Source organism: Paenibacillus sp. FSL H7-0326 (genome assembly GCF_001955535.1).
In the GTDB taxonomy this organism is placed as follows: Bacteria; Bacillota; Bacilli; order Paenibacillales; family Paenibacillaceae; genus Paenibacillus; species Paenibacillus shunpengii.
Genome location: NZ_MPVN01000002.1, coordinates 867114 through 882589, shown reverse-complemented (window position 1 = coordinate 882589; position 15476 = coordinate 867114). Strand labels below are relative to the sequence as shown.

The 15476-nt window shown below is 42.0% G+C and carries 16 protein-coding genes; 12 read left to right on the top strand and 4 right to left on the bottom strand.

Annotated elements, in window-relative coordinates:
* Nucleotides 1–504 precede the first annotated feature (504 nt).
* Nucleotides 505–978 carry a helix-turn-helix domain-containing protein gene (locus BK126_RS15015; protein ID WP_076313344.1) on the top strand — a complete coding sequence of 158 codons (474 nt, stop codon included), beginning with the start codon at nucleotides 505–507 and terminating at the stop codon, nucleotides 976–978.
* The gene (locus BK126_RS15010) at nucleotides 968–1615 is read left to right on the top strand and encodes a type II toxin-antitoxin system VapC family toxin (protein WP_076313343.1); all 648 of its coding nucleotides are present in this window, start codon (nucleotides 968–970) and stop codon (nucleotides 1613–1615) included. The genes BK126_RS15015 and BK126_RS15010 overlap by 11 nt, the downstream gene beginning before the upstream one ends.
* Here the strand turns inward: BK126_RS15010 and BK126_RS15005 are convergent.
* Both BK126_RS15005 and BK126_RS15000 read right to left on the bottom strand, forming a co-directional pair.
* Entirely contained in the window at nucleotides 1612–2187 is a 576-nt protein-coding gene (locus BK126_RS15005; RefSeq protein WP_076313342.1) for a recombinase family protein, read from the bottom strand. The genes BK126_RS15010 and BK126_RS15005 overlap by 4 nt on opposite strands.
* 13 nt (nucleotides 2188–2200) lie before the next feature.
* Entirely contained in the window at nucleotides 2201–2572 is a 372-nt protein-coding gene (locus tag BK126_RS15000) for a response regulator (protein WP_076313341.1), read from the bottom strand.
* A gap of 88 nt (nucleotides 2573–2660) precedes the next feature.
* Between BK126_RS15000 and BK126_RS14995 the strand changes: the two genes are divergently transcribed.
* A complete protein-coding gene (locus BK126_RS14995) occupies nucleotides 2661–3218 on the top strand; it encodes a hypothetical protein (RefSeq protein ID WP_076313340.1) in 558 nt (185 codons plus the stop codon).
* A gap of 191 nt (nucleotides 3219–3409) precedes the next feature.
* On the opposite strand, the gene BK126_RS14990 is transcribed toward BK126_RS14995, so the two are convergent.
* Nucleotides 3410–4243 carry a hypothetical protein gene (locus BK126_RS14990; RefSeq protein WP_076313339.1) on the bottom strand — a complete coding sequence of 278 codons (834 nt, stop codon included), beginning with the start codon at nucleotides 4241–4243 and terminating at the stop codon, nucleotides 3410–3412.
* Between the two features lie 347 nt (nucleotides 4244–4590).
* Here BK126_RS14990 and BK126_RS28810 point away from each other — a divergent pair, with 347 nt between their 5' ends.
* The 5 genes from BK126_RS28810 (at nucleotide 4591) to BK126_RS14960 (ending at nucleotide 10710) form a co-directional block, all read left to right on the top strand.
* Nucleotides 4591–5172, top strand: a complete 582-nt coding sequence (locus tag BK126_RS28810; protein ID WP_256702872.1) for a type II toxin-antitoxin system PemK/MazF family toxin — start codon at nucleotides 4591–4593, stop codon at nucleotides 5170–5172.
* Nucleotides 5173–5941: 769 nt separating this feature from the next.
* Complete coding sequence (locus BK126_RS14975; RefSeq protein WP_076313337.1) at nucleotides 5942–7636, top strand: recombinase family protein; 1695 nt, start codon at nucleotides 5942–5944, stop codon at nucleotides 7634–7636.
* Nucleotides 7578–8126 (top strand): RNA polymerase sporulation sigma factor SigK, encoded by a 549-nt coding sequence (sigK, locus tag BK126_RS14970; RefSeq protein WP_143757737.1) that lies wholly within the window; start codon nucleotides 7578–7580, stop codon nucleotides 8124–8126. Before BK126_RS14975 ends, sigK begins: the two co-directional genes overlap by 59 nt.
* 521 nt (nucleotides 8127–8647) lie before the next feature.
* A complete protein-coding gene (locus BK126_RS14965; RefSeq protein WP_076313335.1) occupies nucleotides 8648–9733 on the top strand; it encodes a 5-methyltetrahydropteroyltriglutamate--homocysteine S-methyltransferase in 1086 nt (361 codons plus the stop codon).
* Nucleotides 9734–9999: 266 nt separating this feature from the next.
* Entirely contained in the window at nucleotides 10000–10710 is a 711-nt protein-coding gene (locus BK126_RS14960; RefSeq protein ID WP_076313334.1) for a metal-dependent hydrolase, read from the top strand.
* A 120-nt stretch (nucleotides 10711–10830) separates the two neighbouring features.
* Here BK126_RS14960 and BK126_RS14955 read toward each other — a convergent pair whose 3' ends face one another.
* The gene (locus tag BK126_RS14955) at nucleotides 10831–11904 is read right to left on the bottom strand and encodes a M42 family metallopeptidase (protein ID WP_076313333.1); all 1074 of its coding nucleotides are present in this window, start codon (nucleotides 11902–11904) and stop codon (nucleotides 10831–10833) included.
* 476 nt (nucleotides 11905–12380) lie between these two features.
* On the opposite strand from BK126_RS14955, the gene spoVAC reads away from it, so the two are divergent.
* From spoVAC to BK126_RS14935, 4 genes are all read left to right on the top strand, one after another.
* Nucleotides 12381–12887, top strand: coding sequence for a stage V sporulation protein AC (gene spoVAC / locus BK126_RS14950; RefSeq protein WP_076313550.1), 507 nt, complete (start codon nucleotides 12381–12383; stop codon nucleotides 12885–12887).
* Nucleotides 12884–13903: a stage V sporulation protein AD gene (spoVAD, locus tag BK126_RS14945; protein ID WP_076313332.1), complete on the top strand. Its 1020-nt coding sequence runs from the start codon at nucleotides 12884–12886 to the stop codon at nucleotides 13901–13903. The genes spoVAC and spoVAD overlap by 4 nt, the downstream gene beginning before the upstream one ends.
* 3 nt (nucleotides 13904–13906) lie before the next feature.
* The gene (gene spoVAE / locus BK126_RS14940; RefSeq protein ID WP_047910767.1) at nucleotides 13907–14257 is read left to right on the top strand and encodes a stage V sporulation protein AE; all 351 of its coding nucleotides are present in this window, start codon (nucleotides 13907–13909) and stop codon (nucleotides 14255–14257) included.
* A 258-nt stretch (nucleotides 14258–14515) separates the two neighbouring features.
* Complete coding sequence (locus tag BK126_RS14935) at nucleotides 14516–15472, top strand: AAA family ATPase (protein ID WP_076313331.1); 957 nt, start codon at nucleotides 14516–14518, stop codon at nucleotides 15470–15472.
* Nucleotides 15473–15476 lie beyond the last annotated feature (4 nt).

Here is a 15476-nt window from a genome sequence, read left to right as displayed (position 1 = left end):
GGTTTGCCAATACAATTGCATAATGAATGTGCACACTAGTAAATGGTCATGCAATCAATGCAATGAAAACGGTAATCTTTTTCGACTTTACGATTTATTGCAATCGGTCAATATTAAACGAACAAAAGTGTATAACCCGAGGGGAGAGAAAAATCAACTAATCAAAATGTTGTTGAACATCATTAAGACTCACAATGGTGATACTAAATTAGTCGATGACATGAACCAATTAATTTTTAAAATCAACGAGTTATTCAATTATTTTGTTTATGATGAACAGAGGAAACAATCAACAAAATAAAAGTGATGCCTGTTTTTTTGGCATTGCTTTTATTTATTTTTCGATTCAATATCGTTGTGTCGTCACTTTGTCTTCGGGTGAACCGCCAAGAATTTAAAAAACTTGACTTTCAAGGAATTTGGTTTAAAAGGTATAAAAGGTATAAGGAATAAAATGTTTATAATGAGTTATAACTATGTTAAGATGATGAGGAGGTGATTTAGATGCCAAGAACAAGTGAAGAGTTAGCTCAAGAAATTGAAGTATGTACAACGAGTGTTTCACTGGCAGAAGATGAACGTGAGGCATTAAGAAGGGCAGCTGCGATTATTAGGATTCGAAGAGCGAGAGAAAGCATTAATGCTCGCCTTTTCGAAGTCCAAACATCAACAGATGAAAACATAGAAAACGATTATGTTAGCGTTGATGAAGTGGCAGATATGTTTGGTATTAGTGTTCAAGGTGTTTACAAATGGATCAAACTCGGAAAGATTGAAGTCGATGAGTTCGAAACGCCAGGTGGCAAAAAAAACCAAATCCCACGTGCCCAGTTCAATGTGCCTAAATATCAAAAACAAATCGAAACGGTTCGTCGAACAAAAGAAGCACTTTCCAAAGTAAAACCTGTTGAAAAAAATGAAGACCTCTATCCTGTGAGCGATGAAGATGCAGATATGGAGGAACTTGATGTCAAATAAGCGAAAGGTCATCTGTGATACAAACATCTACATTTATGCATCATGGGGATTTAAGCCAGCTGTAGAGCTTATCAACGAACTTCGTTTCGACGACGAAATTGAACTATTGATGCCAACCATAGTTCAAGTCGAATTGCTGTCGATACCAAGAACGCAAAAGGATATGGCTTATAAAGACGTCATTGATCAATACATCAACTATCCTAAAGATGAAGGTTTGATTGTTCAAATTAACGACAGCATCGCTAATAAAGCTGCCGATATTCGCATTTTGTGGCTTGAAGCCGACGGTAAAAAACTTCCATCACCAGATGCCATTATCGCTGCTACAAGTATCGTTTTAGACGCAACACTTTACAGCAATAATGATAAAGATTTCGTATATGCGGTAGATAACTTCGAATTAAAATTCGAAAATCCCATTGATCGTGGCGACTTAGAAAAGTTTATGAAAGAGAACGGACTAAGCCACGAAGAAAACAATACAATGAAAACGTTAGAACGAGTTCTCTCCAATATGGATGAGGAAATGTTACGCGAACTTGCCCTCAAATCCATTGGACTCTTAAACGATCAAGCTAAAAAAGAACAAATCAAATTTGCAAGAGGACTTAAAAAAAGAAGAAATGAAAGTTAAGCTTTCATTTCTTCTTTTTGTTTTACATTTCGATATAACGTCGCTTTACTGACGCCGGTCATTTCCGTAATATCGGCAATGGAATATGCTTCGCTCTTATACAGCTTTACCGCGCGTTCAATGTCCGCTTCATCTTTCTTCGGTCGACCGCCCTGACGCCCTCTGGAGCGAGCGGCGGCAAGTCCTGCATGTGTACGCTCGATTATCATTTCTCGTTCGAATTCCGCAAGTGCAGCCAGCATGTTGAACATCAGACGTCCTGTGGCGGTCGACGTATCAATCTTTTCCTTCAGCGATACAAATTCGATATTGCTTGTCTTAAACAACTCCGATAACTCAATTAAATGCTTTATGCTTCGTCCAATGCGGTCAAGCTTCCATACGATAACGGCATCGCCGGGCTTCATATACGAAAGGAGCTTTTCAAGCTCCGGACGGTCCTTTTTAGCACCGGTTACTTTCTCCATGAAGATGTCCCGTTCTTCCACGCCAGCAGCCCTTAAAGCGTCAATTTGAAGCTCCAGGTGCTGATCTTCCGTTGATACGCGCGCGTATCCGATCTTTCTGCTCAATAAAAACACATCCTTATTCCAAATATCGTCTTAATGTTTCAACGACTTGATTTTCATTAACAGGCTTCCTTATGCGATCTTTAATACCCATTTCAAGAAACATCATAGAGGGGCTTAATGAACCTGAAAATGCGATGATAGGAGCATCGCTATTTATAAGTCTCATCTTTTCACAGGCTTTAAAACCGCCCATTACAGGCATGGTGTGATCCAAAATGATAGCAGAAACAAGATGTTTCTTATTTATTAAATCTTGATATGCTTCCACCGCTTCAAGTCCGTTTACAAAATGCAAAATCCTAATATCTTTAAAATTGGACAATAGAATCTTTTCTAGATCGCGTCTCATAAACGTGGCATCATCCACCAGAAGAACATATTTCATATCCATCACTCCTCACTTGTTTATTTCACAGTGAGTTGTTAATTCATGCTATAATTCCTATAAAAAATGGACATGGAGGATGTATTCTGTGGAACATGCTTTGTTTGAAATATTAACTAATATCTTCCTAGATGTGAAAGATAACGATTTTCGAGAATCGGATGACTATAAAATCAAACATGGAGGGAATGCGATTATAGTTTTTCCTCAATCACTTGAACTTCAGCCATATTGTTTAAGAACACCAATTACAAAGACATATAAAGAGAGACTAATAGACGAAACAGGCGACAAATCTCGCAAACAACATTATCGTGAAACACTTAACGTCGATACGCCGCTTGATGATCAAATGATTGGTTATCAGCAAATTTCGAAAAATCAGAAGTTGAAAAATCATATCCCTGTTTTTTATTCTGATGAGCAGAATACTTTGCCATTTATCGTTACGGAAAACATTCAAGGAACACAGATCAAGTTAGAAATGTTACTTCCAAATTGTCAGCAAGTAAACCTCAGCCCTATCGAATCCGTTTATTGTTTATTCAAACAGGAAGGATTCGAATTTGGTGACAAAGTAGAGGGAATATGGGACGGAAATAAAATTGTTCTTGTTGACCTAGCCGAGATAAGACAACTCATCTGAGACATTTCTAAACGAGATGTCTTTTTTTGTCTCAAAAACGTTAAATCCCGCTCATTTTGAGCCTTTGATTTTGAGACGGCTTTTGATACCGACAACTAATCCATTCTCGAGGAAATTTCCATTTCGTCATGCCTGTCTCAAAAGTCACCGTTTTCGAGACTGCCTTCACTTCTCTTTGCGGTCGAGAAAAACTATGGTTGTTTAGACACAGTTTCCTTGGTTTGTTTTGTTGCTCGAGCAGTTGGTTTTTCAATTCTTGATTTCCACATTTTTTCTCGCAGGTCATCTAGCTGCTCCTGCATTTCTCTACGAATTTTGTCTTGTGCCTCACTGGATCTTCCACGTTCCTCCAATAGTTTATTTTCATAATCAATGATCAGCTGTTTGTTAGCATGCTCCTGATCAATATTTTTACCTTTTTGTACTCGAAGCGCTTCTTCCAATTGAGCTATGGTTTGCTTCATTTGAGTAAATTCCTTTTTCTTTATATCTTCAAATTGTTCGAGTTTTTGTTCTAGCTCATCGACTTTGGGCTGAGTCAATTTTTTGTAGTTTTTGTAAGACATAATGACTTCTGAATTTGTTCTCGCTGCCTCTTCTAATGCTATGATTTTCGTATTCAGGCTTTCGGATTCTTTCTCTACTTCATGCAGACGCCGTGTGACAATGCTGTTTTCGTTTTTTAAATGAGCAATTTCTTCCTGTTTTTTCTCATGTACGGCAACGAGGCTTTCTGATACGGATTCGTGTTGATTCACGAATATTTTAGCAATACCATCAAGATGATGTTGTAGCTTGAGTATCGACGTGCCCACCACGTCTTCGATATCTACATTAATTTCTTGCATATTGCGTTTTTTAAAATGCTCCATAAAACCAAGTTGAATGATTTTTTTCATCAGTTCACCCTTAGTTTTACACCCTGAGATATTAAAGAGCTGATCAAACTCCTTTTCTGTTTCTTCATCAGATCTTACTTGCATTTTCTTCGGTTTGTCGCTTTTGATTTCTTTTTCATTCATCATTATTTCTGACGCTCCTTTATTAGTGCATACTTGCAGTATGCACCATATGGATGACATTTATACTGTAGTACTAGTGTGTAGTACATGTGATCTGTAGTACATCACAAAACGCTAGTGCATTTTTTTGTAAAATAAGAAAAAAGTCATATTTATGTTGAGAAGGAGGGAGAGGCAAGGCTCATTCAATCAGTGACAACTTATTGGATAGTTTTTAACAGATAGTCTTCTTTTTTAATTGAGCCTCCGCAAATCCCGACTTATACTTTAAGTAAGAAAGGATTTTTTGTTGTTTGTGTCGAATATTTTCATTGGAATATGATTTTGATAGAGGGGAACATTTGAAGAAGATGCATAGAAAATATGAAGATGTGGACGAATTAAGCACTGAATTAAAAAACCAATTGATAGCAAAATCCACCTCAATTATTGCAAATTTAAAAAAAGGGGATTATATCAAAGCCGAAGCACTCTTAAACGCAATAACAGAAAACCTGAAACTAACTTATGATTCCAAAGAAATCAACAAGCAAAGACCTAATGATGGTAAAGAAAAAAACCAACATCCTTTAAAACCTATTAGAGGTCAAATTTACAATGCATTTCTTGGTGAAAATCTTGGGAGTGAATTAAGTGGTGAACATCCAGTAATTATTTTGCAAAATTCGTCAGGTAATCTATTTTCACAAAAAGTTAACGTAGTACCTATTGAGGGCGATGGGAACAAGGTTAAAAAACCCTATCAGATTAAATTAACGAGTAATGAACTTGAAGATGGTGTAATCTTGAAAAAAGATCCTTCGCGCGTCATTATTTCCGACATTATCACAATTGATAAAGCCAGATTAGGTTTATTGGTTGGGAAAGTGAAGAAAGAAAAAATGAAAGAAATTTCAAAATTAATTGCTTCTCAACTTGAGATAAAACCTTGACATGGCTTTTCCTTCATGATATATTATAGACACTTAATATCTAGTCTCTTTTGAGACACGGCTTCTTAGGAAGCATTTCTAAGAAAAAAGGAAATCATTGCGATTTCCTTTTTTTGTTTTTTTAATAGTGCATAAATATGAGGTTCTGGCATATCCTATATACATCTAGCCGAGAGGCGCGGCTTTTGCTAATGTGCAAAGGCATGTACTAAGCCCCACATTTGTTTGTGGGGTTCCAATTGAATTAATACAGTATAATGTTATCGAAATAAATCCCAATCTCTTCAGAAGAGAAACCTACCTAAAGTTTGCTTAAATAGTTATGCTCGTTAAATTGCCGATTAAAAAACTAGACATATCTGTCTAGTTTTTTTTAATTAGCGATAAAGATTCTCCAAAGCATTACGAACCATCTTTCAAAACTCCCCCTTCAATGATTGGTTGATTGAAATACCTTCTAAATACTCTATATCTAAGGTTATAGGACATGCCGTTACCCGCATATGTCTTTAACGAGGTGACGGCTATTGATAAAAAAGGCATAAAGCATCTTACAATCCTCTATAAGCCACAGGAACATGCGTATAGTGAAAAAGAGTTAGCAGAAGCACAGGAAAGTTTAAGCCGGGTCATTCATTATATGATCACTGAATTACTACCCAAGAAAGAGACCGACTCCCCATCATGAGTCAGTCTCTTTTGTTTACGTTAACGGGTCATTTGTCTATAATAAAAATTGAATTGTTATGGTCAAAGGAGGGTGAAGTGTTTGACCCTAAATGTAAAACGTAAATTTCTTGCCATTTATGTACGCGTATCAACTGCACTTCAGGTAGATAATACGAGCTTAGATGAGCAAGTGGCGCTATGTGAAAAACGAGCGCTAGAGCTTGGTTATTCGAAAGACAGCTTCCGTATATACCGAGAAGAAGGAGCCACCGGAGAGGATATAGATGTTCGTCCTGTCATGACGCGACTTCGTGAAGACGTTGCCGAGGGAATTATCTCACACGTCGTATGTACGCATCCTGATCGCTTCAGCCGCGATCTCACGGATAAATTAATTGTGGTACGAGAACTAGAAAAAAACGGTGCAGATATTTCGTTTACGGATACAGAGTTTGAAAAATCTCCAGAAGGCATATTGTTCTTCAATATCATCTCTGCTATAGCCAGTTATGAACTTGCCTTAATTAAGAAGCGTACTGTTCGTGGACGAGAACGAGCAGTCCGGGAAAAGCATAAGATTATGCCCATGCGAGTGGCTCCATTTGGTTATGATAAGGATGAGAATGGACAACTTGTCATTAACACCAAGGAAGCTTCCTATGTAAGAATGATTTATGAGTGGTATATCTTTGAACAATTGACAACGCGGGAAATTGGTGAAAAATTATATAGCGCCGGTATTATGCCAAAACGCGGTGAATCTAAAAGCTGGAGTGCTTCCAGCATCGGACGAATCCTAACGTCCGAAATATATATCGGAAAATATTATTACAACCGAAGAAAAACTAAAAAGATGAAGGGTAAAACCACAAAGTCAGGTAAACCTCAGCGCTCCATTTCCTACCGTGAACAAGACGAATGGATTGAAGTTCCGGTGCCTGCTATTGTAGATGAACATATTTATGCGCTTGCACAAAATCAAAAAAATAAAAACACAACAAATAAACATATTGGAAATTCAAAATATCAATTTTTGCTTAAAACGATTTTAAAATGCGGTCATTGCGGACGTACTTGGGACGCAACGACATACTCCGGACGTATGGACAAAGAAACTGGTGAACGCGTAAAGTACCGCTGTTACCGTTGTCCTAACATAGCGCCCAAACGATACGGCGCAGGAGTTGAAAAATGCCCAAGTCAATCACTCCGAGCTGAAATTTTAGAGGACTATATCTGGGACCAAATCGTTAAACTTGTCGATGACCCTAGTCTTTTCATGGAGCAGATGAACAAAGAGAACGGTGCTGGAACCGAGGAACTTGAAATGCGGCTTCAAATGCTTCAGGCACAAGCCGAACTGTGCGAAAAGGAAAAAGACAAAGTGAAAATCATGTTCCGTCGTGAGGTGATCACGGAAGACGAAATGGTCAGCGATATCGGGAAACTCAATGAATCACTTGATACGCTCTCCATCGAGATCAATAAATATCAGATGCAGCTTGATAACCGGCAGCAAAACACGATGACACTCGAGCTTGTCAAAGGGATGTTTGCTTCCATTCAATCCCGGCTTTGTAGCCCAGAGACCCTTACATTTGATTTTAAACGTCATGTCATTACCACCCTCTTTGATGAGATCATGGTTCGATTTGAACCAGGACCTGAAGGTGATACCAAGCTTGTTGTAAGTTCCATCGGTACGTTTGATAAGCTGTTTAGTCAAAGTCAGAACCCTGAAATTGCAGCTACTATTGACATCGGAGTTCGTACACAACCTCAAGAAGTTCGATAACACCGGCGAGGATTTGGAGGATCTTATCTCCATCGGGACGATCGGGCTGATTAAAGCAATCGAAAGCTTTCAGCAGGGAAAAGGGACCAAGCTCGCAACATTTGCGGCCCGTTGTATAGAAAATGAAATACTGATGCATCTTCGTTCCCTAAAAAAGACCCGTAAGGACGTCTCGCTCCACGATCCGATCGGAATGGATAAGGAGGGTAACGAAATTACGCTTATAGATATCCTCGGCACGGAAGCGGATGAGGTCATGGATAAGGTTCAGCTCAAGATTGAGAAGAGTAAAATCTATCAGAACCTCGACATTCTCGATGAACGGGAGAAGGAAGTTGTGGTCGGGCGTTTCGGGCTGGAAGCCGGCGGAGAAGAACGCACACAGCGTGAAATCGCGAAGGAGCTCGGCATCAGCCGGAGCTATGTATCCCGAATTGAGAAGCGCGCACTGATGAAGCTGTACCATGAGTTTTATAAGGCAAAGCAATGAGAAACTTATCTATAAAGGCTACTCATAGGAGTAGTCTTTTTTGTGGGATCCAACTGCTATAATGGCCAGATCGAACAATTGAAGGAACAGGATCTTCACCATGAGTGAATCTACTGCTACCATGTTTGTATTTGCAGGAAATAACGGCAGCGGGAAAAGTACGATCCGAAATCTAATGCGGTTCTGCTGGTGAAATCATACTGGAGGCCGATTATGCAACAATAAAACAATACATATCACACTTGCCGAAGTGGGTAGAGAATATTTATCTTCGCCTGCAAGAGAGGCATAGCGTACAAGAATAAACCAGATCTGATAAAGGCGACTCCTTATGAACTCTTATGAGTTGCCTTTTTTCTATTATAATAACTTAACAAACATATGTGGCAATCTATGATAGATCGCTTCAATAGATTTATTTATACTTAATAGTTATAGCGAGTCATCCCATGCTAGAATCTAAGCTTGCAATTTTAATATGTTATAATTTTCTGTACATCAAATATTGGGGAGAGACATTTATGATACCATTTCATCATGATCATGTAGGAAGTCTGTTGCGTCCTGCGAATTTAACACAAGCACGTGAACAGTACAAATCTGGCGCAATTACTCTCGAACAGCTGACAAAAGTAGAGAACGAAGAGATCATTCGGGTTATTGACAAGCAGAAGCAGAACGGTGTCCTGGGCGTTACAGACGGAGAATTCCGTAGAAGCTGGTGGCACTTTGATTTCTTGGGTGGGCTTGATGGTGTGGAGTATTATGAGAAAGATACGGGACTTAATTTTCATAAGATGGAGACGCGCAAGGAGGGTATTCGGGTCACCGGCAACATTGATTTCTCATCGCATCCGTTTATTGCGCATTTTCAATTCCTTAATGAGCATGCAGGGGAAGCGGTAGCGAAGCAGACGATACCAAGTCCTAATATGCTGGTGTATCGTGTAGACCAGAATGAAGAGATTTATCCGGATCGGGAAGCTTTCCTCCAGGATACAATTGCCGCTTATCAAAAAGCGATCCAAGCCTTTTATGATGCCGGCTGCCGTTACTTGCAATTAGATGATACCGCTTGGGCGGATCTCTTCTCGGAGGAAGGTCACGATAAGCTTCGTGCCAAGGGGCTCGATCCAGCTGAAGAGATGAAGATTATGCAGCGAATGATCAATGAATCCATTGCAAATAAACCTGAAGATTTAGTCATTACCATGCATATTTGCCGGGGGAATTATAAATCCAATTTCTTTGCAAGCGGCGGATACGATTATGCTTCGGAGACCATTTTTGGGGGCCTCGATGTAGACGGGTTATTCCTGGAGTTTGACGATGAGCGTTCCGGAGGGTTTGAACCTCTGAAATATGTAAATCGCCCAGGTTTAAAAATTGTATTGGGGCTAATTACGTCCAAATCAGGAGAGCTGGAAGATAAAGAAAAGATCAAAGCCCGCATCGCAGAAGCTGCAGCCTATGTGCCGCTTGAACAGCTCTGCTTGAGTCCGCAATGCGGCTTCTCTTCGACAGAGGAAGGAAATATTCTATCGGAAGAAGAGCAGTGGGCCAAGCTTCGTTTTGTTAAAGAAATTGCAGATGAGATTTGGACATAAATCTATTTATATATGGATTGGATCGTGAGAGGGAGCGAATTTCGCTCCCTTTATTTTGTGAGAACAGCTGACGGTTTAATGAGATTGGGCTCAGGAGTGTTAAATTACATAATAAATATTTAATTGAGGATAATATTGGGTGTACGTATGCGAACGTATGTGCTATAATGATTTCCATATTTCCCTTACGTAAGTTGCTCCTTCTTGTTCACACCTGGGGATATATCACAACTACAGATTGGGCAGAGAAAGGAAGTACAGGAATTATGATGGGTAGAACCCATATTATCGTCGGGACAGGTGTCTCGCTCTCACTCTTGCATATGGGAGGAATCAGTCTGTCCATCCCTGCGGCGGCCGTTGCGCTGATCAGTTCGGTGCTGCCTGACATTGATGAACCGAATTCACTGCTGGTGACTCGGGTCCTTCCGAACTGGCTTCTTCGGATCGTACAGGTCGCTCTTATTGCTGCGGCAGCAGTCATGGGCATTTACGGGATGGAGAATTATCCATGGAATTTAATTCTTGCAGCATTAATCGCGATTGTATCCTTTATGCCATCTCGATCACTCAGACAGTGGGTTATGTTTTTTATCGGACTAGGGCTCATTGTTTACGGAGGGAGCTTTCATCCATGGAATTTGCTCGTTGGAAGTCTGCTCATACTGATTACGTTTTTACCTCATCGCGGATTAACTCATACGCTATATGGCGTAGCCGTTTGGACTTTTCTTCTCTATGGATCGACGCAAGCTTATGGGGATGCAGTTTGGATGGCCGGCGGCCTGTCCTATTTGCTTCATTTGATTGCAGATAGCTTGACGAATCGTGGAATCAAGCCGCTTCCGCCATTCAAGTGGAAGATCAAGTTTAAGCTGATGAGTACAGGGTCCAAGCAGGGAGCCTGGGTAGAGATCTTCTTCATAGGTGTTACATTTATTGTTGCATGGATTGCGTTTTCACCTTTGTTTCTTTAATGTTTCCCCATGAACTTTCATTATGCACGAACCTTTACATAAAAGAGGTGTCTTGTTCGGCAGCTTGCAGGCCGGTCAGACACCTCTTTTTCTATTCATCCGAAAAAATGAATATGACAATCAGGAGTTCTCAATAATGGTATTCAGTGTTGTACGGTCAAGACCTTTCACCAGCTTAATGAGCAGCTCCTTCGCAGCATCATAATCATCTGTATGAAGAATGGAAGATGAAGTGTGGATATATCTAGCACACACACCGATCACGGTGGATGGTACCCCGATACCACTTAAGTGCACCTGACCTGCATCCGTTCCCCCTGGCGAAATAAAATATTGATATTTAATCTTGTGCGTCTCGGCGGTATCCTGTACGTATTCTACAACGCCGCGATGTGTCAGCATGCCGGGATCGAGAATACGAAGCAAGGCCCCCTGCCCAATGTGACCAAAAGCGTTCTTATCTCCGGTCATATCATTGGCAGCACTGCAGTCAAGAGCGAAGAAAATATCCGGTTGAATCAAATTCGCCGAAGTGCGTGCACCACGCAGTCCGAGCTCCTCCTGAACAGTTGCGCCGGAATACAAGATATTAGGCAGCTTCTCCTTATGCAGTGCTTCCAGCAGCTCAATTGCAAGCCCCACACCATAACGGTTATCCCAGGCCTTGGCCATAATTTTCTTAGGATTCTTGAGTGGTGTAAATTCACAGATCGGCACAATTTGCATACCTGGCTTAATACCCCATGATTCTGCCTCCGCACGGTTGTCCGCACCGATATCGAGATACATGGAATCCAGCTCTACGGGCTTAGCACGATCCGCCGGCGACAACAGATGGGTTGGTGTTGATCCAACGACGCCTGTGATTGGGCCGTCCAGAGTAATAATTTGCAGACGCTGGGACAGAACAGCTTGGCTCCACCAGCCGCCAATCGGGCGAAATTTGACCATACCCGCTTCTGTGATGCCAGAAGTCATAAATCCTACTTCGTCAAAATGACCAGCCACCATGACCCGCGGGCCCTGCTCGTCGCCGCGAAGCACTCCAAACAAGCTGCCAAGCCGATCCTGTACGAATTCTTCCGTGTATTGAGACATCAGGCTCTTGGCGTATGCACGAAGCTCTCTCTCAAATCCTGGAGCCGAAGGGAATTCGGTGAGTGTCTTAAACAATTCTTTGGTTTTATTCTCCATCTTCATCTCTCCTTCTGATTGTAAGTACCTTCTTTATGTACCACTGTTCAATTACTATATTATGAACGGACTATCTTCTGTTGTCTATCCAATAAGAATGAGGAATTATGAAGCGGACTCACATGACAAGTGCCTAGCGCATATACTGAAATGCATAGCTTTGTGAAACCATAAAATTCAGCCGACTTATGAAGGGAGTATTGGATCGATATGGACCCTCATGTACGTAAAGGATTAATTATGCTCGGCGTTTTGTTTATTTTAACTGTCTTTTTGCTTTTTTATAAATAATGCTGGATCGGTTCCTTTTACAACCCAATAAATACGATTCCCCATGCTCTATAGCACATAAAGCCTGCAAGAAAGGATGATTTACCATTCATAACATTTGCGGGCTTTAACCATAATTAAATTATCCTCGGTAAACAGTATGAAGACCCGAGTGAAATTTAAGACGGTTAGAGGGGGTGTCAACGATTCCAGATCAATCTCAATCTCAAGATACTAGCTCAAATACGCCATCGCTATCCCTTGATACGAAGGAATACAAGAAAATTGCCAAAAAGCATGAACCGCCGAGAGCAGTACTTAAAAACTGTATCAAAGCTTTTTTTGTAGGTGGGTTCATCTGCTTCATTGGTCAGTGTATTCAGCAGGCTTTTGTTGCTGGATTGGATATGAGCTCGAAGGAAGCATCGAGCCCGACCGTGGCGGTTATGATTCTTATCTCCATTATTCTAACCTGCTTCGGTGTTTACGATAAGATCGCGCAATTTGCTGGAGCGGGTACCGCGGTCCCTGTTACAGGCTTTGCGAACTCCATGTGTTCGGCTGCGCTTGAGCATCGGGCTGAAGGTCTTGTGCTCGGGGTAGGCGCCAACATGTTCAAGCTCGCTGGCTCGGTCATCGTGTTTGGTGTCGTTGCTGCATTTATTATTGGTATAATCTACGCTTGCCTTGGATTCGGAGGATACCATCTATGAAAAGAGTTGGAGGGCAAACCTGGGAATTTGAGAACAAGCCGCGCATCATCGGTACATCCAGCGTAGTGGGACCTGAAGAAGGAGAAGGACCACTGGCCGAGGATTTTGATTACATTTATGACAACCTGCAAATTGGTGAAAAAACATGGGAAAAGGCGGAGCGCCGGCTGTTTGAGCAGGCTGCGCAGATTGCTATCGCTAACGCAAACATATCGAAAAACGAGCTGCAGTATTTTGTGGGTGGTGATTTGATGAACCAAATCATCAGCAGTTCATTTTCTGCGCGGCAACTGGGTGTTCCATACTTAGGCTTATTCGGTGCGTGCTCAACGTCCATGGAGAGTCTTGCACTGGCTTCCTTAATTGTCGATTCGGGAGGCGGAGACTACGTTCTGGCTGGCACCTCGAGCCATAACTGTACGGTTGAGAAGCAGTTCCGCTTTCCAACAGAGTATGGAGCACAGAAGCCGCCGACAGCGCAAAATACAGTAACAGGCTCCGGCTGCGCCATTATCAGCAAGACGGGCAGTGGACCTGTCGTTCGCCGTGCAACCATTGGACGAGTTATGGATCTGGGCATCAAGGACCCTTACAACATGGGAGCAGCGATGGCGCCAGCAGCTGCAGACACGCTCATATCTCATTTTCGGGATACGGGACTGGAGCCTGGATATTATGATTTGATCGTTACGGGGGACCTCGCTTCGGTTGGACTGCCTATAGCTAAGCAGCTGCTTCAAAAGGAAGGAATACCGATGGAGCAGACAGAGTTCAACGACTGCGGACTCATGATTTATGATATCAACACTCAGAAGTATGTATTTGCCGGAGGCAGCGGCTGCGGCTGTTCTGCAACAGTAACGTACGGACATTTAATCAAAAGAATTAAAAAAGGGGAATTAAATAAAGTATTGGTTGTAGCAACAGGCGCTTTATTATCTCCTTTGTCTTATCAGCAGGGTGAAACGATTCCTTGTATCGCTCATGCCGTAGCTATTGAGAGAGAGGAGGAATAAGACATGCAGTTTCTATGGGCTTTTCTTATTGGCGGACTGATCTGTGTGATCGGACAACTCATGTTCGATGTACTCAAGCTGACTCCAGCACACACGATGAGCACACTGGTCGTAACAGGTGCAGTTATGGATGCGGTGGGCTGGTATGATCCTTTAGTGAAGTTCGCCGGCGCCGGCGCTTCGATACCGATTACGAGCTTTGGCAACTCGCTTGTTCATGGAGCGCTGACCGAACTGGAGCGGGATGGATGGCTCGGGGTCATCACAGGGGTGTTTAACCTCACCAGTGCAGGTATATCATCAGCAATTATCTTCTCCTTTCTGGCTGCCTTGTTTTTTAAGCCGAAGGGCTGAGGTTAATAAAATAAGATCCTTTATAAACTAAGGTGAGGCAATCGTAAGAATGCTTCATCTTTTTTTGTTGCTTAACAAGGATGAGTAAGTTACACTATCGAAGCTCAGGGTTAAGGGGTTAGACGAACAAGAAAACCCTTTAGTCTCAAATCTAGCAATCTCAATATGAAAAAAGGTAGAGCAAACATTGTACTTTGCCTACTCACTTCATGTACAATAAAAGGAAAATATACTGCCTATTAGGAGGTACATACGTACATGCCCTTAAGTAAGGAATCGATGCAGATCATATCCGAAGTTAAAACGAATCTCGAATCTACTATATTAGGCAAATCTTTTGAAATACAATTACTGCTCACAGCACTGCTGGCTGGAGGGCATGTTCTTATAGAAGACGTTCCAGGGACGGGGAAGACTCAGCTGATCAAGGCGTTAGCCCGCTCCATGCAGGGAGAATACCGCAGAATTCAATGTAATCCTGACATCCTGCCGAGTGATATAACGGGGGTATCCGTGTTCCATCCGAGGGATGAGCGTTTTTATTTCAGACCTGGTCCGGTCATGACCAATATACTGCTCGCCGATGAGATTAACCGTGCGACCACAAAGACGCAGTCCGCCCTTCTTGAAGTCATGGAGGAACGAAGCGTCACGGTCGATGGAGACACGTATGAGCTTCCTAAACCGTTTATGATGTGCGCAACACAGAACCCAATTGATTTTGAAGGAACTTATATGCTCCCAGAGGCTCAGCTGGACAGGTTTATGCTCAAGATCAGCCTTGGCTATCCTGATGCCGCAACAGAGAAGCATCTATTGAGACAGCATCAGCAAGGACAACCGGCAGATAAGCTTAGACCTGTTACCCACATGGATCAAATTGCCGAAGTTCAGCAAGAAATTCGAAGTGTTTATATGGACGAGGCTGTGACCGATTACCTGCTTGGAATTGTGCGCAGCACAAGAGAGCATGCTTCCGTTCTGCTCGGGGCTAGTCCTCGTGCTTCCATTGCTTTCATGAATGCGGTCAAAGCGTATGCCTTCTTGAACGGCAGAGACTACGTCATTCCTGATGACGTCAAGGTGCTTGCTCCGTACGTTATCTCGCACCGGGTTGTTCTGAAGCCAGAAGCAAGATTGGATCGAATGAGCCAGCAAGAAATTCTCGCCCAAATCATTGAACAGAAGCATGTTCCTGTATCGATGGAGCGCTGATTAT

What these genes read in the sequence shown, in the direction of transcription:
- BK126_RS15015 (WP_076313344.1), top strand. Translation starts at nt 505, where the DNA reads ATGCCAAGAACAAGTGAAGAGTTAGCTCAAGAAATTGAAGTATGTACA.
- BK126_RS15010 (WP_076313343.1), top strand. Translation starts at nt 968, where the DNA reads ATGTCAAATAAGCGAAAGGTCATCTGTGATACAAACATCTACATTTAT.
- BK126_RS15000 (WP_076313341.1), bottom strand. Translation starts at nt 2,572, where the DNA reads ATGAAATATGTTCTTCTGGTGGATGATGCCACGTTTATGAGACGCGAT.
- BK126_RS14990 (WP_076313339.1), bottom strand. Translation starts at nt 4,243, where the DNA reads ATGATGAATGAAAAAGAAATCAAAAGCGACAAACCGAAGAAAATGCAA.
- BK126_RS28810 (WP_256702872.1), top strand. Translation starts at nt 4,591, where the DNA reads ATGCATAGAAAATATGAAGATGTGGACGAATTAAGCACTGAATTAAAA.
- BK126_RS14965 (WP_076313335.1), top strand. Translation starts at nt 8,648, where the DNA reads ATGATACCATTTCATCATGATCATGTAGGAAGTCTGTTGCGTCCTGCG.
- BK126_RS14960 (WP_076313334.1), top strand. Translation starts at nt 10,000, where the DNA reads ATGATGGGTAGAACCCATATTATCGTCGGGACAGGTGTCTCGCTCTCA.
- BK126_RS14955 (WP_076313333.1), bottom strand. Translation starts at nt 11,904, where the DNA reads ATGGAGAATAAAACCAAAGAATTGTTTAAGACACTCACCGAATTCCCT.
- spoVAD (WP_076313332.1), top strand. Translation starts at nt 12,884, where the DNA reads ATGAAAAGAGTTGGAGGGCAAACCTGGGAATTTGAGAACAAGCCGCGC.
- spoVAE (WP_047910767.1), top strand. Translation starts at nt 13,907, where the DNA reads ATGCAGTTTCTATGGGCTTTTCTTATTGGCGGACTGATCTGTGTGATC.
- BK126_RS14935 (WP_076313331.1), top strand. Translation starts at nt 14,516, where the DNA reads ATGCCCTTAAGTAAGGAATCGATGCAGATCATATCCGAAGTTAAAACG.